The organism is Pedobacter sp. AK017, assembly GCF_014200825.1.
GTDB classification, from domain to species: domain Bacteria; phylum Bacteroidota; class Bacteroidia; order Sphingobacteriales; family Sphingobacteriaceae; genus Pedobacter; species Pedobacter heparinus.
Map to the genome: position 1 here is coordinate 1 of NZ_JACHCW010000003.1, position 21349 is coordinate 21349.

General features: G+C 38.8%; 16 protein-coding genes. 5 read left to right on the plus strand and 11 right to left on the minus strand.

Going from position 1 to position 21349, the window contains the following annotated elements; all coding sequences use genetic code 11:
• From HDC92_RS04980 to HDC92_RS04990, 3 genes are all read left to right on the plus strand, one after another.
• Positions 1-2112 (plus strand): gliding motility-associated C-terminal domain-containing protein (locus HDC92_RS04980; RefSeq protein ID WP_183872734.1); only part of this gene is annotated, 2112 nt, incomplete at its 5' end.
• Positions 2113-2126: 14 nt separating this feature from the next.
• Positions 2127-3122: a type IX secretion system membrane protein PorP/SprF gene (locus HDC92_RS04985; protein ID WP_183872736.1), complete on the plus strand. Its 996-nt coding sequence runs from the start codon at positions 2127-2129 to the stop codon at positions 3120-3122.
• An 86-nt stretch (positions 3123-3208) separates the two neighbouring features.
• Positions 3209-4036 (plus strand): energy transducer TonB, encoded by an 828-nt coding sequence (locus tag HDC92_RS04990; protein WP_015808406.1) that lies wholly within the window; start codon positions 3209-3211, stop codon positions 4034-4036.
• A 68-nt stretch (positions 4037-4104) separates the two neighbouring features.
• Here HDC92_RS04990 and HDC92_RS04995 read toward each other — a convergent pair whose 3' ends face one another.
• The 11 genes from HDC92_RS04995 to trpS all read right to left on the minus strand — a co-directional run bounded on the left by HDC92_RS04995 (position 4105) and on the right by trpS (position 20172).
• The gene (locus HDC92_RS04995) at positions 4105-5376 is read right to left on the minus strand and encodes a nucleoside recognition domain-containing protein (RefSeq protein WP_183872738.1); all 1272 of its coding nucleotides are present in this window, start codon (positions 5374-5376) and stop codon (positions 4105-4107) included.
• 28 nt (positions 5377-5404) lie between these two features.
• A complete protein-coding gene (locus HDC92_RS05000; protein ID WP_183872740.1) occupies positions 5405-6583 on the minus strand; it encodes a M14 family zinc carboxypeptidase in 1179 nt (392 codons plus the stop codon).
• The gene (locus HDC92_RS05005; protein ID WP_183872742.1) at positions 6570-9365 is read right to left on the minus strand and encodes an alpha/beta hydrolase family protein; all 2796 of its coding nucleotides are present in this window, start codon (positions 9363-9365) and stop codon (positions 6570-6572) included. The genes HDC92_RS05000 and HDC92_RS05005 overlap by 14 nt, the downstream gene beginning before the upstream one ends.
• A gap of 157 nt (positions 9366-9522) precedes the next feature.
• The gene (gene yidC / locus HDC92_RS05010) at positions 9523-11325 is read right to left on the minus strand and encodes a membrane protein insertase YidC (protein ID WP_183872744.1); all 1803 of its coding nucleotides are present in this window, start codon (positions 11323-11325) and stop codon (positions 9523-9525) included.
• A 20-nt stretch (positions 11326-11345) separates the two neighbouring features.
• On the minus strand, positions 11346-12962 hold the full coding sequence (locus HDC92_RS05015; protein ID WP_015808401.1) for a CTP synthase: 1617 nt from the start codon (positions 12960-12962) through the stop codon (positions 11346-11348).
• Between the two features lie 156 nt (positions 12963-13118).
• Positions 13119-13883 (minus strand): GLPGLI family protein, encoded by a 765-nt coding sequence (locus HDC92_RS05020; RefSeq protein WP_183872746.1) that lies wholly within the window; start codon positions 13881-13883, stop codon positions 13119-13121.
• 3 nt (positions 13884-13886) lie between these two features.
• Positions 13887-16667, minus strand: a complete 2781-nt coding sequence (locus tag HDC92_RS05025) for an outer membrane beta-barrel protein (RefSeq protein WP_183872748.1) — start codon at positions 16665-16667, stop codon at positions 13887-13889.
• A gap of 546 nt (positions 16668-17213) precedes the next feature.
• Positions 17214-17753, minus strand: coding sequence for a hypothetical protein (locus HDC92_RS05030; RefSeq protein WP_183872750.1), 540 nt, complete (start codon positions 17751-17753; stop codon positions 17214-17216).
• A gap of 28 nt (positions 17754-17781) precedes the next feature.
• Entirely contained in the window at positions 17782-18510 is a 729-nt protein-coding gene (kdsB, locus tag HDC92_RS05035; RefSeq protein ID WP_183872752.1) for a 3-deoxy-manno-octulosonate cytidylyltransferase, read from the minus strand.
• Between the two features lies 1 nt (position 18511).
• The gene (locus HDC92_RS05040) at positions 18512-19126 is read right to left on the minus strand and encodes a deoxynucleoside kinase (protein WP_015808396.1); all 615 of its coding nucleotides are present in this window, start codon (positions 19124-19126) and stop codon (positions 18512-18514) included.
• A gap of 47 nt (positions 19127-19173) precedes the next feature.
• A complete protein-coding gene (gene trpS, locus HDC92_RS05045; RefSeq protein ID WP_015808395.1) occupies positions 19174-20172 on the minus strand; it encodes a tryptophan--tRNA ligase in 999 nt (332 codons plus the stop codon).
• Between the two features lie 131 nt (positions 20173-20303).
• Between trpS and HDC92_RS05050 the strand changes: the two genes are divergently transcribed.
• Together HDC92_RS05050 and gatC are read left to right on the plus strand one after the other, a co-directional pair.
• Entirely contained in the window at positions 20304-21044 is a 741-nt protein-coding gene (locus HDC92_RS05050; RefSeq protein WP_317618084.1) for a lysophospholipid acyltransferase family protein, read from the plus strand.
• Positions 21041-21331 (plus strand): Asp-tRNA(Asn)/Glu-tRNA(Gln) amidotransferase subunit GatC, encoded by a 291-nt coding sequence (gatC, locus tag HDC92_RS05055; protein WP_183872754.1) that lies wholly within the window; start codon positions 21041-21043, stop codon positions 21329-21331. Before HDC92_RS05050 ends, gatC begins: the two co-directional genes overlap by 4 nt.
• The last annotated feature ends 18 nt before the right edge of the window (positions 21332-21349 follow it).

Here is a 21349-nt window from a genome sequence, read left to right on the forward strand (position 1 = left end):
ACAGTAACTGGCAATTATACGGTTGTAGTTACCGATGGCAATTCCTGTTCAAGCCCGGCTTCAGCAGCAGTTCCGGTTACAGTAAACCCATTGCCTTTACAACCAACGGTAATTGCAGAAAGTAATACCATTTTCTGTATTGGAGGCTCTGTGAAATTAACTTCCAGTGCTTCAACGGGTAACCAGTGGTATAAAGACGGCAATCTAATCTCAGGGGCAGTAAATAAAACCTATATCGCAACAGCAACAGGATCATATTTTACGATCGTTACCAATGCAAACGGATGTAGTAGCCTTCCTTCCCAGGCCATTCCGGTAACTGTAAGTCCTTATCCTGAGATACCCGATATTTCACCAGCTGGTGCCACAACTTTTTGCGAAGGGGGCATAGTTACCTTAACCTCTTCATCAGCAAATGGAAATCAATGGTATAAAAATGGAGTGTTGATGCCAGGCGCAACCGGAAAAACCCTGGATGTAAATCAGATAGGGGATTACACTGTGAAAGTTACCAACAGCACCGGGTGTGCCAGTAACCTATCGGCTTTAACAAAAGTAACTGTGAATCGTGTGCCTAAGGGATTTGATGACAACATCAATTCATTAAGCTGTTCCCAATCCTCATTTAGTTATAACCTGCAAACAAAAAATGTAAACAATACTTTAAAAGGTGGAAATGGGGTTGCAGCATCCTTTACCTGGACTGTAAATTCAACTGTTTTAGGTGCTATAAATGGTTCCGGAAAAATACTTAATGCAACACTGATCAATACTTCAACCACAGAACAAACTGTTGTTTATATAGTAACACCTATAGCCGAAACAGGTGGTTGCGCCGGGCAACCCTTTAAAATCACTGTTCGTGTCCCTGCATGTATAGATATTTCAATCAGTAAAACCGCAGATAAAAATGTAGTCGCTACAGTTGGAGATAAAATTAATTATACCATAACCATAAAAAATACCGGAGATGCAAACCACAACAATGTAAAGGTTAATGATCCGTTGCTTGGAGGTATGCTCAGCCAGCCAACAGGCGATAACGGAAATGCGATATTAGAAAAAGATGAGACATGGACTTACAGAGGAACATATACTGTTACTCAGAATGATCTTGATCTTAACGGTATACCAACCGGAAATACCGGAAAAATCATCAATACGGCAACAGTTAGTTCACAAGCTTATCCTCAATCCAAATCGGCCATTGCAGAGGTAGACATTCATACCAACCCTTCAATAACACTGGTTAAAACCGGTGCTATGAACCGTGATTTTAAAACCATGACCTATACCTTCAATATTACGAACAATGGAAATGTAACTTTAAATAACCTGGTTGTAAGAGATCCAAAAATCCCTCAACTTATTGCATTAAAGCAAACAATTCTTGCTCCGGGCGCTTCAACCACTGGTATTGCAGTATATACCATTACCAATGAGGAAAAGATTGCTGGTACTGTAAGTAATACAGCAACAGTTGCAGGATTTACAAAAACAAATGTTAAGGTTACTGATGTATCGGGCACCGCTGAAAATAACGATGAGCCTACAGTGATCGACATAACACGATACCCTATAGCGATAGATGATTATGCCAAAACCAAGGCAGAAGAGGAAGTAGCTGTACCAGTAATAAACAACGACCGGCCAGCCCTGTTTCCTTTAAATGCTGCCACCCTGGAAGTAAAAAGCCAGCCTGTAAATGGTAAACTATTGGTAAATAAAGATGGAAAGGTTGTTTATAAACCAAACAAAGGTTTTTTTGGGATAGAGAAGTTTACCTATAAAGTTGATGATGCAAACGGCTTATCATCTAATGTTGCCATTGTAACCATTAATGTTGCTCCTCCAGATCTGGATATCCCAAATACATTTACACCTAATGGCGATGGTAAGAACGATACCTTCCTGATTACAGGCCTCGAAAACTATGATGGGGTAAGCCTTTTTGTTTATAACCGTTGGGGCGATGAGGTATATAAAAATAACAATTATAAAAACGAATGGGATGGTAACGGTTTGAATGATGGTACTTATTTCTACGTATTAAAACTAAGAACAGGAAATAAAGAAGAGTCGAAACGGAGCTGGGTATTGATAAAGAGATAAAATAATTTGATAAAATGAAAGCTGTAAAATGTTTGGTTGTTGTTGGATATCTGCTCTGCATGTTTGCGGGACGGAGCATTGCGCAGCAGAACATCCAGTTCTCTCAATATGTATTCAATAGTTTAAGTGTAAACCCGGCTTATGCAGGGTATAAAGAAGAATGGTTTGCCCAGCTGGCGCTACGATCGCAATGGGTTGGGGTAGAGGGTGCCCCCCAAACCGGAACAATTTCTATTGATGGCATTGTAGATCCGCGCGACAGGAAAATGGGCCTGGGCTTTCAAATTACTTCTGATAAAATTGGACCTCAATTTACAACTTCGGCAACTGCAAATTATGCTTACAGACTGCAGCTTAACGCTGATGATACACAAAGATTGAGTTTTGGAATAGGCTTAGGCGTAGCACAATACAGTCTGAAAGGTCAGATGATCAGGACTTCGGAACAGGGTGATCAGGCACTGGCAGATGGAAGCGATAACCGTATAGTGCCAGATGTACGTTTTGGTGTATATTATAATTCTGATTTCTGGTATCTCGGTCTTTCTTTGATGGATGCTTTTTCAGGTTCTAAAGTTAACAATACCGTACCTTCTGGCTCTTTTAATATTGCACGCAGTAGACATGCCTATTTCATTGCAGGTGCCCTGGCCAATATTTCTCCTGATGTAAGGGTACGCCCAAGTCTGATGATCAAAGAAGATTTTAGGGGCCCTACAAGTGCAGATTTAAATGTTATGGCCATATTTAACGATAAGTTGTGGTTGGGCGGTTCATACAGAACTGGGTTTGGCTTATGGAAAAAACAATATCAGGACCTTAACCTGAGTAAACAGAATTCTATATCAGGTATTATACAGGTATTTGTTACCGAACGCTTTCGCATGGGTTATTCTTATGATTATGTAACCAGCAAACTTGGTAGCAATCAGAATGGTTCCCATGAACTGACATTAGGCCTAACTTTTGGCCGTGTACCCAGATCGTTTATTTGTCCAAGGGTATTTTAATTTTATTATTTTATTCCTTATGGAATGTACTGGAGTTTAGCATCCATATTTTAAATGTATGGTATTAACTTCTAAATTCTAAAGCAATGTTAGGTTCTAAAATCGATTTATTTGGCAATGAATGGCTGGACGTAGTATTTGATCAGAAAAACAAAAGCTACGGAGCCTATGCGCTCAGGAGACAAAGTTCATCAGATACGGCTAAAGCGCTTTTTATCGCAGGATCACTGTTTGTCCTGTTTTTCTTATCTCCTAAGATCATTAAGTTGATCAAAGGGAATGAAACGATCGAGGTGTTGCCGGAAAGAAAAACGGAGGTTATAGTTCAACCACCACCAGCTATTGATCCTGAAACACTACCACCAGCAGCAATTGAGCCGCCTCCGGCAAAGCAGGACCAGGTTAAGTTTCTTCCGCCTAAAGTTATTCAGGACGACCTGGTAAAAGATGTAGACCCTGTTCAGATCAGTGATTTAAAAGAAGCCACTCCAGGACCGAAAAATGTTATTGGTGAACCAGACGGTGTAATAGTTATAGAAGGGCCAACCGGGAAAGGACCCAAAGGAGCCGTGGCAACAGAGGACAATACAGTATATGATGTATTTAATGCACTAGAGGTACAGCCTGTTTTTCCTGGTGGAATGGAAAAGTTCTATGCTTACCTTTCGAAATCTATCAGATACCCTGCTGCTGCCCAGGAAATCAATCTGCAAGGCAAAGTATTCCTGTCTTTTATTATAGAGAAAAGTGGGGCACTTACCGATATTAAAGTGGAGCGAAAACTGGGTTATGGTACAGACGAAGAAGCTGTTAGGGTGTTAAAAGCCAGCCCTAAATGGATGCCTGGAATTCAAAATGGTAGAGCTGTACGTGTGAAATATAACATTCCTATTAGCTTTTCATTGGCTCAATAATAGTATATGAATACTGAAAAGACCTGATAATCAAATAAGGGAGCTGCATAAACCAGCTCCCTTTATTATTAGCCAAAAAATAAATAAGCCATCCCTATTGCTGTACAAACACCCACCAGATCTGCTAAAAGCATAGCACCGATGGCATATCGTGTATTTTTAATACTTACAGAGCCAAAATAAACAGCTATTATGTAAAAGGTAGTATCTGAAGCTCCCTGGAATATTCCGGACAGCCTGCTGGCAAATGAATCAGGACCATAAGTTTCCATGGTACTTACCATCATTCCCCTCGCTGCGCCGCCACTTAATGGACGGATCAATGCAGTTGGCAGTCCTTCAACAAATCTGGTGTCGGCACCTAAAAAAGCAAAAGCACTTTTTATTGTGCTGATCACCACATCAAAAGTACCACTGGTACGAAGAAGAGAAATGGCAACAAGCATTCCAACCAGGTAAGGAACAATTTTAATAGCCGTATCAAACCCGTTTTTTGCACCATCTATGAATGCATCAAAAACATCTATTTTCTTATAAAGCCCTCCAAGTATAATCAGTAAAAATACAAGTAGTATTAAACCATTACTTAATATGCCGGAAAAAGATTTTATACCCTCAGCATTCAGTGAAACAATATAAAGTACCAGTAAAGCAATTACTAAAGAGATACTAAGTACCCACAGGATGATTACCGGTTGCAGGATATTGATCTTTTGTTTAAAAGAAACAATAAGCATGGCAGCTATTGTTCCTACAAAAGTTACTATTAAACAGGGAATAAATATATCTGTAGGATTTGATGCATTTTGCGAAGCACGAATCGCAATTACACTAACCGGTATAAGGTTAAGCCCTGCTGCATGGAGGCACAAAAACATGATCTGCGAATTTGAGGCTACATCTTTACTCGGATTAAGTTCCTGTAAACTTTCCATAGCTTTTAAACCAAAGGGCGTTGCCGCATTGTCCAGACCCAGTAAATTGGCCGAAAAATTCATGATCATGTGCCCCATTGAAGGGTGGCCTTTGGGGATATCAGGAAAAAGTTTGGAGAAGAAAGGTCCTACAATCCTCGACAATAAACGGATCCCACCGGCTCTTTCGGCAATGCTCATCAGCCCCATAAACAAGGCCAGAATCCCAATGAGTTTGAGGCAAAGTTCAACGGCTACCCAACAGGTCTGTATAATGCCATCTAACTTCAAAGGATTGGCGGCATCATCGGCTTTGCCGATAACCATCCAGTTAAAAATATCACTTTGTCCAAAAAAGAAGCACTTTACACTTGCTACTACAATTGCAACAATGATAAAGGCCGACCAGATTCTGCTTAATGCCATTAAAAACGATTTAGTTTAGGCCTTAAATTTAAAGTTTTGATTCTAATATCCCGTTTTTAAAAGATAATATTATTTCTCCTTTTGATAAAAGTTGAAAATCCGCATTTTCATAAAGTAAAACCTCTCCATTAACCTGCAAATCGGCTCCCTGATAGATATGGTAAGCCGATAAATTATCCATGTCCCCAATGTCCTGAATGGTATAATTCTTAAAAGTAGCCCCGGCCTTAGCCATGGGTTTCTCTTCATAATTTATGCCTATGCTTACTTCAATACCGTTTAACCTAATCTGATGGATCAGGATATGAAAAATCTGCTTGTTGTTTTTAGCAATGTCAAAATAATTTGCCAGTTGCTGTTGCTGGTAAGTTTTGGTACTTATGGAATGCAGGGCTGCCAGGATAGCTAAAAAATAGTACTTTCTGATTTCCTGTTTTTCATCATCGTTTACCAGGCCTCCAGCTTCAATTAAAATGGTGGAGGTACCCCTGAGCTGGAAATTATCACCAAATGCCCTTGGTTCGTGTTCATCGTCAAATAAACCGATATGTCCCGGAAGGAAAGGAGTTACAGCTGTAAACATGTCGGCTATAACCCGCATTGCCCTTTCACGGTTCGGACTGTTGGAAAGTTGCTCGTCAAAAGCAGGCGCTAAAAATGATAAGGTAGCTGGTTTTTTGCTGCCGTTTACACTCCATAAGGTGAGCTGGTCGTGCAGGTTAAACCCAAAATCGGGCCTTATAGCTGCCTGCAATTCTTTAAGTATTTTAGCCTCCGGAGAAACAGTTTTAAGAAAATCTCTATTGATATCTATTTGCTGCGCGTTGCGCCTGGTAAACCTTTCCGCTCCGTCAGGGTTTACCAGAGGAAGAATGTATAGTGTGCAGACACTTTTTACCTGATTTACCAATTCAGTATTTTCATCCTGCTGCAGGTAACTGACCAGGTCAGACAAGGCCATGGTACCTGTGGCTTCGTCACCATGCATCTGGCTCCATAAAAATACCTTAACTGGTCCGTTGCCCCATTCTATCAGGTTCAATACTCTCTGTTCAACAGAATAGCCAGCTGTTGTAACCTTAAAATCAGCTGGTAACTGCTTTATCAGTTTTAAAACATCCTTGTGCTTAATAAAGCGGTTTCGGATAGCAGGTTCAGCAAAAGTAGCATAGTCCTTTATGATGTTTTCTGTATTAAGGTTTTTCATCTGTAAGTTCAAATCCCCATGTTTTGCCTTTTTCGGTTGCAGGTATTCCATTTACCATCCAAACAGGTGCTTTTGCACCTTTTAAGTAATGATCGAAGAATTGCTGCTCACGAATTTGTATGTCTTTTCTATTTTGACGCTGCATTAAATTGTGTGCTTCGTTATTGTAGTTTAGCAGCCATGCTGGTTTGCCCAATCTGCGCAAACCCGTAAACATTTCAATTCCCTGGTACCATGGCACTGCTCCATCGGCATCATTGGACATGATTACAACCGGTGTAGTTACATTGGGCAATTTAAATAATGGCGAGTTTTCGATGTACAGTTCTGGTTTTTCCCATAAAGTAGCTCCAATACGGCTCTGGGTTTTTTCGTACTGGAACTGTCGGTTCATACCGCTTTCCCAACGCATACCGCCGTAAGCTGAAGTCATATTTACTACCGGTGCACCAGCCCATGCAGCAGCATACATATTGGTTCTGGTAATCAGATGGGCTACCTGGTAGCCACCCCAGCTTTGCCCTTGTATGCCTATTTTTGTCCCGTCTACCCAACTGTTTTTCTTTAACGCTTCAACTCCTGAATTGATAAACTCTTCAGCAGAACGACCAGGGTAGCCTTTTTCATAACTGATATCCGGCGTAAATACCAGGTAGCCATTACTCACAAAATAAGTAATATTTAACCTGGATGGGGTAGGTGCCGGTGACTGGTAAGTATATAAACCATCAGAAAGTTTTTCATAGAAATATGCAATCATCGGGTATTTCTTTGTCGGATCAAAGTTTTCCGGCTTATATAATATGCCCTCTGCATTAAAACCCTTAGGTGTAGTCCATTTTACCAGTTCTGCGGTACCCCAGTTATAATCCTGTTGCTGGGGGTTGGTATTGCTCAGTTTTAGCTGGTTTTTCATGTCGGCCGACACATAAACATTTGGTGAATTGCTGAAACTACCTTTGTCAAAAATGAAGCGTTCTGCATCTTTGGCTTTAACCATACCTGAATATCTCATTTTTTCCATCACCACCAGCTCCGGATTTTTAGCATTGTCAATTTCTTTTTTATAAAAGCCACTTTCTTTAGTGGTATTGTTAAAGGCATTCAACCAGATGGTTTCTTTTTTATTTAAAAACCTGCTTTCGGAGTCCAGTTTTTCATAACGGAAGGTGATCTTGTTTTGCCGCCCAAATCCATTGGTGATATTTTTAGGCTCATTTTTTCCTTCCGGCGAAAATTCCCATATATCGTAACGATCATAGATCAGAACTGCCTTATCCTCTGCGGTCCAGGCAGCCAGACCATAAGGTGAAGGGTCTTCCGGAACATCATTTTCCTCATTAACAAATTTGATATTTAGCCCATTATTTAAATGGGTGATTTTTGCAGTAAGTACATTATAAGTGTACCAGTTGGCTGTTTTTTTGTCAAAATAAAGAACATATTTTCCTGCCGGAGACGCAATAGCATATCCCGAAAGGTCTGAAATAATTTTTTTTCTACTTCCTGTTTTGGTATCTACTAAATAATAATCTCTTATAGAACTGCCAGTCCATTGCGACTGGATCCTATTGCCGTAATCTGTAAAGGCCAATGCAAAATTGGCATTGCCTTCAGCTACCGGCATAACTTCAGGAAGTTTAATATCCGCTAATGGAACAATCTTTGGATTGCTGTTGAATATTTCCATGACAGTTAAATAGGATCTTTTGAGCTCATTTTCCATGTTTTTTAACTGCATAGGTTGCAAATAATCGTCTTTATAGCCCCATATATCCAGTTTAGCATTTTCAAAATCAACCAGGGTAGTATCTTTTGGTTTTTTAACCGGAGCAATACCAAAGTACAGCTTATTGCCATCTTTACTGAAACCCAGTTTTCCATCGCCGCTAACAGCCCATTTAGCAGGCATTCCAGTAACTTCGTTATCTACCAGAATCTGTGCTGTATCAAGACTGGGAGAATTATAGTAGATGTTAAAATCTTTGATCTCCTTTTTTTCAGGACTTCTCTCACCTAAAAATACAAGGTATTCACCTTCTTCATTAAAGATGAAATTTTTAAAGTTTCCTTTACCTTTTACAAGGGTTTTTACACTGCCTTTTTCTGTATTTAAGAGGAATACGCCTTCCTCGGCCAATTTATCTTTCTTTGAACCTGTACAGGCAAAAACCAGTTGTTTACCAGTCTTATTAAAGCTGTAATCACTTACATACTTAAAAGTACGGGTTGTGCCCGTAGGTAAGTTTTTTAGTACCAGATCAGTACCTTCCTGTTTGGTCTTGCTTTCTGGTGCATCTGGTTTTGCTTTTTTTGAAGTGTCTATAGGTTTTTCAAGTAAATATGCAACCAATGAAGCGCCTTTCTCAGGCATTTTATAAGATTTGACCCTTGGCACTTTGTCGATAGCCTGATTGGTCAGGTTAACCAGGCAAAGGGAATCTTTGGTCAGCTCATCTGGTTTTTTCTTTTTTATCTTGCTTTCACGAACATCTTTAAACATGGGCTTAACCACTAAGGCCGCATATTTAGAATCGGTGCTAAATTGTAGGTTCGTACCCCTTGATACATTTAGTCTGGTATTTGACAAAAGATTGTTGAGGTACAAAGTACCATCTCCTTCCTGCTTTAGCACCGAATAAGCAGCCCATATCCCATTATTGGATAATTGTTTTGCGCCAACCGACTCCCAGTTATCGTAAACAGTATGGTTTATTGGTTTTTTTTGAGCGTAAGTTAAACTTGAAAATAGAAGGAGCGTAATGCTTAAAAATCTGTACATAAAATTAAGATGTAGGTTGGTTTTGGGCCCTGCGGGCTAAAAATCACAAAAAAAAATCACAAACAGCTATTGTATGCCAATTTTTACAATAGCAGATGCCAAACAAAAGAAGCCATATCATTTAAATGATATGGCTTCTTTTATCAAAAAGTAACTTTTACTTGTTCTTTTTTTGTTGAGCAGCTGTTTGCTGTTGCTGGCGCATATAGTCTTCCAACTTGGCACTGAACCCAGATTTCTTTTTCTTTTCTACTGGTTTTGCTTTATTTTCCTGTAATGTTCTATGGATCTTTTCATCATCAACCATAGATTTGATCAGGAACTGCTGGGCAAAAGTGAGCATGTTGGCCAGGAAATAATAATAGTTTAATCCTGACGGGTAACTGTTCAGTACACCTAAAAAGATAATTGGCATGATGTACCCAATATATTTCATTTGTCCTGTAGCTCCCGAGATCTGGTTGTTGAAATAGGTATAGATCAACGTAGAGATCGTCATCAGTACACACATCAAACTCAGGTGATCACCAATAAAAGGAATGGTAAAGCCGAATTTGATAAAATCATCATAAGTAGAAAGATCTTTCATCCATAAGAAAGTTTCCCCCCTTAACTCAAATAAATTAGGGAAGAAGAAGAAGAAGGCCATTACAAAGGGCAGTTGCAGCAGCATAGGCAAACAACCTCCAAGCGGGTTTACACCTACCTGTTTATAAAGCTTTAAATATTCCTGTTGTAAAAGCGTAGGATTGTCATCACCAACTTTAGCCTTGATCACATCCATTTCCGGCTTCAATATCCTCATCTTAGCCATGGAAAGGTATGATTTATAAGTGAGCGGAGACATGGCTACTTTTAGCGCAATGGTTAAAAGCAAAATGATTACGCCATAGTTCCAGTTAAAGCTTTCCAAGAACTTAAATACCGGTAATACAATGAACCTGTTGATGTATTTAAGTGGCCAGTAGCCCATATCTACCTGTTTTTCCAGTTCATAACCCTGCGCCTTCAGGGTATCGAATTTATTGGTGCCGAAATAGAAGACCATGGCATAGCTTTGCGCTGCAAGCTGGTTAAAAGGCAGTACCATATTGGCACCATACCATTTAATTTTTCCAGGCTCGGTACTTACTTTAACCTCAAGATTTCCCTTTTCAAATCCATCTTTAGGTATTAAGGCTGCCGAGAAAAACTGTTGTTTGAAAGATATCCATTCAATTTTCCCTGCTGCAAGTTCCTCTTTCTCATCCTTGGCTATACTCAGGTGGTCCGGGTTTTTGTCTGCATATTTATAGTAGGGTGCAGAGTGCTCCCGCTCTTTTTTTCCGGATTTTTCCTGTTCAAGCAGGGTAGCTTCCCAGTTCAAAGCGATGGTATTGTTTTGAATAACCTGGTTTAATCCATTTAAATTAATGTTAAAACCAACCTGACTGCTTTTCGGTTTTAGATCATAAATATATTCAATGTATTGATCAGCCGAATAATTGGCACGCATGGTAACGACACCTTTACCAGGTGTTGCCGTAAAGTAAAGGTCATTCGTGCTAACAATTTTACCGCCTATGTTTAGGTTTAAACCAAATTTATTCTGATCTCCATCAAATAAAATGACAGGTTTTCCATTATAGGTTTTTTCTCCCTTCACCTCAACGGATAAAATTTTACCGCCCTTATTGCTAAGTACTAGTTTTAAATTTTCATTTTCAAGTACACTGGTCTGTACTGTACCGCTAATGTTTGCACCAAAAGGGCCTTTTAATGCTGCTGAATCCACAACAGGTGTTGCTGCAACAGCTGCTACAGGCGCGGGAGTGTTGACAACCCCGGCTTTTTTAGCCGAATCAACAGCGATTCTTTCCCGTTCTTTTTTTATTTCAGCCTCGCTTGGCTTAAAAAAATAAAAAGAACCTGCCAAAACGATCATGATCAGGAACAATCCTGTAAACGTATTTCTATCCATTATTGTTAATTAAACGCGTATTATTTTGTTTTTTTCTTCGCAAACTCCATCGCAGCGGCGACAAATTTAACAAAAAGTGGGTGAGGATTAGCAACTGTTGATTTTAATTCGGGATGAAACTGCCCACCTACAAAGAAAGGATGGTTTTTTAGCTCTACAATTTCAACCAGATTACTTTCAGGATTTACGCCCGAAGCGATCATGCCGGCTTCTTCGAATTGGTTTAAATAAGCACTGTTAAATTCATAACGGTGTCTGTGACGCTCTGTAATATGTGTTTTTCCATAAGCCGAATAAGCTTTTGTGCCTTTTTTGAGGTCACATGGATAAGCCCCTAAACGCATGGTGCCCCCTTTGGCCGTAATGTTTTTCTGATCTTCCATCATATTGATGACGGGATGAATTGTTTCTTCATCAATTTCGGTAGTGTTTGCGCCATTTAATCCCAGTACGTTCCTGCCAAATTCAATTACCGCACATTGCATACCTAAACAGATTCCAAAGAAAGGAACATTATTTTCTCTAACATATTTAATGGTATCAATTTTTCCTTCAATACCCCTGCTACCAAAACCAGGTGCTACAAGTACGCCATCCAGATGTGCCAGACGTTCTTTTGCATTGTCTGGATAAATACTTTCTGAATGGATGTATTCTACTTTAACCTTACATTCATTTTTAGAACCTGCATGAATAAAAGATTCAATTATAGATTTATAAGCATCGGGCAATTCTACATATTTACCAACCAAACCAATTTTTACTTCTGAGGTCGGGTTTTTTAAGCGGCCAAGGAATTCTTTCCATCTCTCCATGTCCGGCTCATTTTTTTGTGCAAGTTTAAGTTTGCTCAATACTGTTTTATCCAGCTGTTCTTTCATCATCAGTAAAGGAACATCATATATTGTAGAGGCATCCAGTGATTCGATTACCGCATTTACGTTTACATTGCAGAATAAGGCAATTTTTTTGCGGATATCCAGAGATATGGAACGTTCTGAACGACAAACCAGGATATCTGGCTGGATACCATATTCCAGTAATGCTTTTACAGAGTGTTGCGTAGGTTTGGTCTTTAATTCTCCGGCAGCAGCAAGATATGGAATTAGTGTTAAGTGGATTACAATCGCATTGTGTGCACCTTCTTCCCATTTAAACTGACGTACCGCTTCAATAAACGGCAGAGATTCAATATCACCAACTGTACCTCCCAGTTCAGTGATTACAATATCATATTCGCCGGTTTCTCCCAGCAAACGCATATTCCTTTTAATCTCGTCGGTAATGTGTGGTACTACCTGTACTGTTTTACCCAGATATTCTCCTTGTCTCTCTTTATTGATTACATTTTGATAAATCCGGCCAGTGGTAACGTTATTGGCCTGCGAAGTAGCAACGTTTAAAAAACGTTCGTAATGACCAAGGTCAAGATCTGTTTCTGCACCATCTTCGGTAACATAGCATTCTCCATGCTCATAAGGATTTAAGGTTCCCGGATCAATATTGATATAAGGGTCAAACTTTTGGATGGTAACACTATAGCCACGTGCTTGCAATAATTTGGCTAATGAAGCGGAGATGATGCCCTTGCCCAATGAGGAAGTAACACCGCCCGTAACAAAAATATACTTAGTCATGTTTGTGATTTTCTGAAATAAAGCAGTAATTAAATTGCTGTCTTATTGTTTTTGTACGGGATACAAAGTTAGCAAATAAAACTGAAGCAGGGAGGCTCTTTTTACAAATATTCGTTGGTGATAAAAAAAACCGTTAAAATCTTATCGGAGAAAATGTTAGAGCGTAAAACCATATAGCCTTTTTTTTGCTTCTTCTGCTTTTCCCTTTTTGTCGGGCTCGTAACGGGTAAATAATTCGATCAGTTTTTTTAAATCTTTCTCTGTTTCTATTTTTTTTCCCTTTGATGCCGGTATGATTTCCGCCTGGTGATTGGTAAAGCCTTCTACCTTTGTGGCAAACCAGGTGGTATTGTAACGGGGTATAGCCAGACCTAAAATCATACCCGGTAAGCCGGTAAATCCTTCCGGACCACCACGCAGTAAAATTTCATCCGTATAAAAGGCCACTACATATACACTATCATAAATAATACCAATCGCTTTTCTGCATTCATACCCTGCAATATTTCTTACATCATGCATAATTTTCCAGTCAAGATTGGGGATGGTATCTGTAAGTAAATAGTCATCACCCATAATATTGCGTTTTAATACCCTTTGTTTTTTACTATAATCGGTATAAATTTCGCTGGTCTGCCTGCCCAGGGCAAAAGGGAAGAAGCTTTGGTTTTCGTCTTCCTTTTCTTTTTTGACAGGTTTAAACAAAGATCTGTTCTGGTCAAAAATAAATTCCCATTCGTTGGTGATGTACTTCTGCATTTTTGCTTTAGCTTCATCAGGTATTGAAGCATTATCCAGACTTCTGATGACATTGAATTTTTTTTCAAATGTAATTTTGCCATACGGTATAAATGTTCCCTGTGCCTTAAGCGACAGGAAGGGAAAACATAGGAGCAGAAAGGCTAGTACTTTGAATTTCATTTGTTATTTTTCAGTAGTCTTTTTTATGAAATTACCACTTAAATTCCAGTTTAGTCCGATCAGTACATAACGGGGTATATAGCTAAAGGTATCTTCACTTGTAACGTTTCCACCTACAAATCTATTGTATCCTATCTTTTGGTTAAGAATGTCTGTTACAGAAAGCTTGATCTCCAATGCTTCACTTTTAAGTACTTTGGTCGATAGATAGCTGTTCCATATAGCTGTATTGATATCCTGACCAAATGCGGCATTTGCAGGACGGAAGGATAAAGAAAAAGAGGTGTTGAATTCGGTTTTAAAGGGCAATTGAACGGTTCCGGAAATTTCATGGTTGTGGGTAACGCTTCTGCCATCGTTGATTTCTCCGATTGATGATTTTCCTGTCATTAAAGAGGCTGAAGGGATATAGCTGAATTCTATTTTTTGTGTATAATAATTCAATGAACCCCTTAAGTTATATTGTGTACTTGCGGTTTTGTTCTGGGTCGCATTTATAATGGCAAGGGTATTCGACCTGTTGATCCCCAGGTCTACCCCAAAACGCAGGTGCGATTTGGAGAAGCCTTTTGAGTAACTTAAATTACCACTGATGGAATTGTTGCCGCCAACGTTAATAAAGCTTGAAATCCTTTTGTTAAATTCATCAACCAGTTCTGTGCTTACTATAGCATTATTGGTAAAACCATAGTTGAAGTAAGCCGATATATACTGATCCGATTTAAACTGAAAGCTATTGTAGGAAAGTCCGAAACTATTGGTAAAGGACGGTCTTAATGCTGAATTTCCAATTACCTGATACAAGGGATTATTGATTTGCCTGACTGGCTGCAACTGGTCTATACTTGGTTGCTGCATATAACCATTGTAATTAATGGCAAGGGTAGTGCCTGCATTAACTTTGTAATATATATTGGTTCTGGGCGAAAGGTTAAGGTAGCTTCTTTGGAAATCTGTCTGTTTATCTACATCCTTCAGCTCAAAATTGGTTTGGGTAGCTTCCAGCCCGCTTGATATAGAGAAATTGTCATAACTATACTGTAAAATCATTTTCCCAACGTTGGAGAAGTTTATAAACTTAAAGTTATTACTTAAAGAGTCGATCTTTTTGGCATTGTCCCCAATATTATCAAAAACCATACGGTTACTTCCCGATGAAATGGTTTTAAAACTATAACCTGCCTCAAGTGTCCACCTTTTAGAAATGCGGTCAGTATAATTGATCCTGGTACCTATAGAATTTTGGTTGCCGCTATTCTTTTTTCTAAGATCTGTGTCCTCAACTCTGTCCAGGTTTCCGTTACTGTCAAAGTAATTGGTCAGGTTAGAGCTATTCTCCGTACTCTTGCTGGTCTGGCTTTGGGGCTGCAGGTCTATGGAAAGTGTCCTTCCTTTTTTATTGAACCGCTTTGACCAGTTTATATTTCCATTGAAGATTTCGCTATTGCCATGTCCGGCATTTTCCTGATTGTTCTTACTGATGAAAAAACCATTACCTGTACGTGTTTCATTTGCACTTACAGAATTGCTCTCGTTCCTGTTTTTACTTAATCCAAATGATATTTTTAAATTAGACTGTGGATCAAGGGTGTAGTTATAAGTGCCTTTTAAAGATTCGCCCGCTATACTGGAATTGTTGTCGGTTTTGCCGGCACTAAAAAATTTTGTTTCATTAGGGAGCAATTCCTGGGCATTTGTAGTGGTGTGGTTAACATTGTTGTTGTCAAAACTTTTGAAATTAAGTTTAATGCCCATTTTGTTATCGCTAAACTTATCTGCATAATAAGCGCCCAAACTTAAATTGTTGGGTAGTCCGCCTGATGCGGAAATGTAATCATCATCATCGTCACCACCGGAAACATACATGATTGAACTGCCATCATCGCCTACCTCTATCAGGTCATATTCTTCACCTTTTAACTTACGCATCGAATTGTTAATCCTGGATTCATTGTTCAGACTGGAATAATTGCCGTAAATAGCGGCCTTCAGTTTATTTTTAAATATTCCCATCATACCTCCGTAATCGCCAAGGTTTTCCATATTGCTGTTCAGGTCGATCGTAGAGAGGTAACCGTTTTTTGCATTTTCTTTTAACTTAATATTGATGGTTTTGTTTTTTATGCCGTCATCTATGCCCGTCAGATCAGAATTTTTACTTTTTTTATCATACACCTGTATTTCGTCAACTGCATTGGCTTTCAGATATTTAGTAGCTAGTAAGGGATCGTCTCCAAAAAACTCGTCCCCATCAACCAATACTGTTTTTACCATTTTTCCCTGGGCTTTGATCACCCCGTTTTTATCTACATCTATTCCGGGCAATCTTTTTAAAAGTTCCTGCACATTCGCATTGGTCCTGACAGCAAAACTATCGGCCTGAAAAACAAGGGTATCGCCCTTCATTCGTACTGCGTTTTTTGTGGCCTGTATCACTACTTCATTTAAAACCTTGGATTTCAATTCCATATTGATGTTTCCTAAATCTATATTTGAAGTGTCCGATAATCTCAGATTTCGAATGTAATCTGCCATTTTAGGATATGATATCAATATTTTGTAATCGCCTTTTGACAGGTTTTTGAGCTCAAATTTTCCGTTTTTATCCGATCTTGTTGTTTTTACCAATATAGAATCTGATGATCGGATAAGTAAAATTGAACTGTATTCCAGTTTCTTTTTTTCCAGGGTATCTGCAACAAAACCTTTTATACTTGCTTTTTGTGCCGAAACGGTAAAAACAGAAATTGTTAAAAGAATAAAACTTAAAATCTTCTTCAGCATAAATTACCGTGTAACCACCGTGTCGAGTTCTTAAATCTAAGAACTATTTTCCTGTCCGCATTAATTTTTCCAAATTATCTTCGTTTTTATAAGCCATAAACCCGACCGTACAACCACAGTTTCATCGATTCAAATGGTGGCATCAGGAAAGATGGATGTTGTCCGTAAAAACCGCGTTTAAACCCGGTTTTATAGGTGTATACAGGTACGAGACAGGTATGAAACAGGTAGAAAACACCTATAAAACACCTGTTTTTACATAGCAACAACCGAACAAATCACAGGTGTCTTAAGAGCGGATTATAAAAAAAGCCCGAAAAAAATCGGGCTCTTTTGTAAAAGTATATTTGGTTAGAATATGCTGGTTTTAAAAAAATCAAACTTCTTACTTGCTGTTTGATTATATAAACATAATATAAAATTTATAACAATCATAATATTATTTTTATTTTTTTTTGATGAGGTTCAGAAAGTATCGTTTTTTTGAATTTAGACATGCTTCTGTCTTATATAAAAGCGGTTTTTTAGCAATAAAATTAAAACGGACTATTTACAGCAGCTGTAATAGGGTTTAACTTTTTTTTCCTTTTCAGACCAGGCAATGTAAACACTGGTCTCTTTACCCGAACGATATTTGAAACCGTTTAAAGCAGATTGTTTCAATTCGTTATAAAAATTTATATCTGGTGTATTTTTGTCAGGATTTTCATTTTCTGTAACCGCAGGTTCCAGAAAGTTCTCATCCTCAAAGAACAGTTTATACTCATCCTTTATAAAGGCCAGCTGGGTACGCTCTTTTTTCAGGTCTACACTGGATTTATAATTTTCAATCAGGTCTGTTGCCTTAAAATCCTTCTTGTAAATAAGTTGTCCGCCATGTGATGTAATGGTAAACTGAATGGTAATATCCTTTAATACATCTCCCACCAGGGATACTTTAAACGTATCTACTTTCAGACTATCGCTAAAAGGTTTCAATACAACCTGATCAGCCGTTTTAGAGAAGTTTTGATGGTCAGAGGAATTGCAGGCTATTAGCAATCCTAAGGCAAATAAAATCAGGATTAAATAATTTTTCTTATGCATAGCCTAATATAATAAATAATTAGGGTTGTTATCCCACAATTTTATCCAGGTCTTCAGGGGTATCTATTGCAATTGTTTCTATGGCTGTTATCCTGGTCTGGATGGTATAACCGTTTTCTACCCATCTCAATTGTTCCAGGCTTTCAGCCATTTCAAGTGAAGAAGGTTGAAGCCTGGTGATTTCAAGCAAGGTAGGGGTGGTATAACCGTAAATTCCAATGTGTTTATAAAACTGATGCACATCAAGCCATTTGTTTTTTTCAGCATTTCTGATGTAAGGAATGGTATGTCTGCTAAAATATATAGCTTCCTGTCTGCTGTTGATCACAACCTTTGGAATATTGGTGTTAAGTAGTTCCTCTTCCGTATGGATTTCTTTAATCAATGTTGCCAGTTTTACATTGCCATGCTCAAAACAGGATACCAGCAGGTCTATTTGTTTGGGATTGATGAAAGGTTCATCTCCCTGTATATTGATTACAATATCAAAATCAGGAAAGTGCTGTGATACTTCTGCACAACGGTCTGTACCACTCTGATGATCATCTCTGGTCATTACAAATTCAGCACCAAAGTTATTTACGGCCTCTGCAATGCGTTCGTCATCGGTAGCCACCACTACCTTGGTTAAACTTACGGCTTTTAAAGCTTGTTCATAAACCCTTTGGATCATGCTTTTGCCCTGAATTTCTATTAAAGGCTTACCAGGAAAACGGGTAGAGGCATAACGTGCCGGTATAATGCCAAGTACTTTCATACTAAAATAAGCCGTTAATTTCTGCTTCTATTGCCTGTATAATAGTGCCCAGATCTTCAGGGTTATTGCTGAAATCTAATTTATCCTTATCCAGTATCAGCAGTTTGCCCAAACTATAATTCTTTATCCAGGCTTCATATTTTTCGTTTAGTTTGGATAAATAATCAATCCGGATGCTGGTTTCGTATTCCCTTCCCCTGCGTTGTATGTTGTTTACCAGCGTAGGCACAGAAGCACGCAGGTATACCAGCAAATCGGGTGGTTTAATAAATGAAGTGATATTTTCAAATATAGCTTTATAGTTTTGATGATCTCTGGTGGTCATCAGTCCCATTTCATGAAGGTTATCGGCAAAGATATGCGCATCCTCATAAATGGTCCTGTCCTGAATCACATTCCTGTTAAAGTTCTGAATGTCTACAATTTGCTGAAAACGGCTGTTCAGGAAATAAATCTGCAGGTTAAAGCTCCATCGTTTCATGTCACTGTAAAAATCCTCCAGGTAAGGATTGTTATCTACAGCTTCATATAAGGCTTCCCAACCATAATTTTTTGCAAGTAACCCGGTCAGGGTAGTTTTCCCCGCGCCAATATTTCCAACTATTGCTATGTGCATATTTTATTCTTGTAGATCAGAAAGGTAGTAATTTTTATTCTTTATTATTAAAATGATTTGAAACCGATGAGTTCTCTGACTTCCTTTATTGTCCGTTGTGCGCTCTCTCTGGCTTTTAAAGCCCCATGTTTGGCTACCTGACGCAGATAAGAGCTGTCTTTAGAGATTTCCTCTATGCGTTCACGGATAGGGGTGTTAAAAATAATCATGTCTTCGGCCAGTTGTTTTTTGAAATCACCATACCTTATTGCCATTTTGTTGTACATGTCATCGAAATGTGCCAATGTATCCGCTGCTGAAACAATTTTCATCAGGTCAAATAAGTTCTGGATAGCTTCCGGCTTGGCCTGGTTTTCTTCAGTTGGTCCGCTGTCTGTTACTGCGCGCAATACTTTTTTGCGGATGATTTCAGGGCTGTCCGCCAAATAAATACAATTGCCGTCCCCACTGGATTTACTCATTTTACCATTGCCATCTAAACCTGGTATTTTAACCAGGTTCTCTGCGTAGTTGAAAGCAAAAGCCTCGGGGAAATAATCAGCATTGTATAACCTGTTGAAACGGTTTCCAAAGGTGCGTGTAAACTCAAGATGTTGTTCCTGATCTTTTCCAACAGGTACCTTGGTAGCCTTATGGATCAAAATATCAGCTGCCATTAAGGTAGGGTAGGTTAGCAAACCTGCATTTACGTTATCGGGCTGTGATCTTACTTTATCTTTAAAAGAAGTACTTCTTTCCAGTTCGCCCATATAGGCATTCATATTCAGGTACAGATACAATTCAGCAACTTCAGGAACATCAGACTGAATGTAGATGGTCGTTTCTTCAGGATCTATTCCACAGGCCAGATATTCTACCAGCACATGTCTCACATAGCCATGCAGGTCCTGAGGTGTAGGATGGGTGGTTAAAGAATGGAGGTCAGCAATAAAAAAATAACAGTTATAATCATACTGCATTTTTACAAAATTGGTTACTGCACCAAAATAATTTCCAAGGTGTAACTGTCCTGTCGGACGGATCCCGCTAACTACCGTTTCTTTCATTAGTATATATCTTATATGATCTCGAGAAAAATTTTATAGATTCAGCCAGTCAAAGCGGGATCTATAAAAGATTCAGGAGGCCGAAATTAATAAAAAACCCTAATATTTGTTTGTCCATTTTAATTTTTTGAATGTCCATGGTCAGTATCTTTAAGCAAGCACACAGAATCTATTCCATCTTTATTATACTGTTGTTCTCCTTGCTTTTTTATCCCTTCTATTACCTTGCTGCCCAAAATCCTGGAACCTACGGTTTACTGAACCAGATGCGTAAACTGAACAGCAGGTTGTGCAGTTTTTTTATAGGAGCCATATTTCGTTTTACCTTCGAAGAACCTCTTTCTGATCATCAGCCTTATATTTATTGTTCAAATCATACTTCCAATCTCGACATCATGATCTTATGTACCCTGGCAAGGGGACGGTTTCATTTTATGGGAAAGGATGAGCTGCTTAAAAATCCTGTACTGAAGATATTTTTTAAGACGATTGATATTCCTGTAAACCGTGAAAGTAAAATATCTGCTTTCAGGGCCTTTAAACGGGCAGGCGAAAACCTTGAACAGGGGATGAGCCTGATCATTTTTCCGGAAGGGAAAATAGATGATGGACATTATCCGCCAAAATTGATGCCCTTTAAAAACGGCCCTTTCAGATTGGCCATAGAAAAGAAAATTCCTATTGTTGCGGTCAGTTTAACCAATATCTGGAAAAGAATGTGGGACGATGGGGCAAAATATGGTTCTACACCAGGAATATGCATTATTTACGTACATAAGCCGGTTTTAACTACTAATTTGACAATAAATGATTCAGATGAACTAAAAGACCGTATTTTTGAGCTGATAAACAGTAAACTTGTTGATAAATGATTATAGATAAGCAAACCATATACAAAGTGGCAGATCTGGCCCGAATTGCTGTAAAGGAGGAAGAAATTGAAGCCCTGATCCCCGATATGAACAAGATCCTTACTTTTATGGAGAAACTGAACGAGTTGGATACCCAGGGTGTTGAGCCATTGGTATATATGAATGTGGAAGAAAATGTTTGGCGTGAGGACAAGGTAAAACAGGAGATCAGTGTGGCCGACGGACTAAAAAATGCTGCCCGCCACAACGAAAGCTTTTTTCTGGTGCCAAAGATTATAGAAAAATAAAGGTATTTGTAACATTGG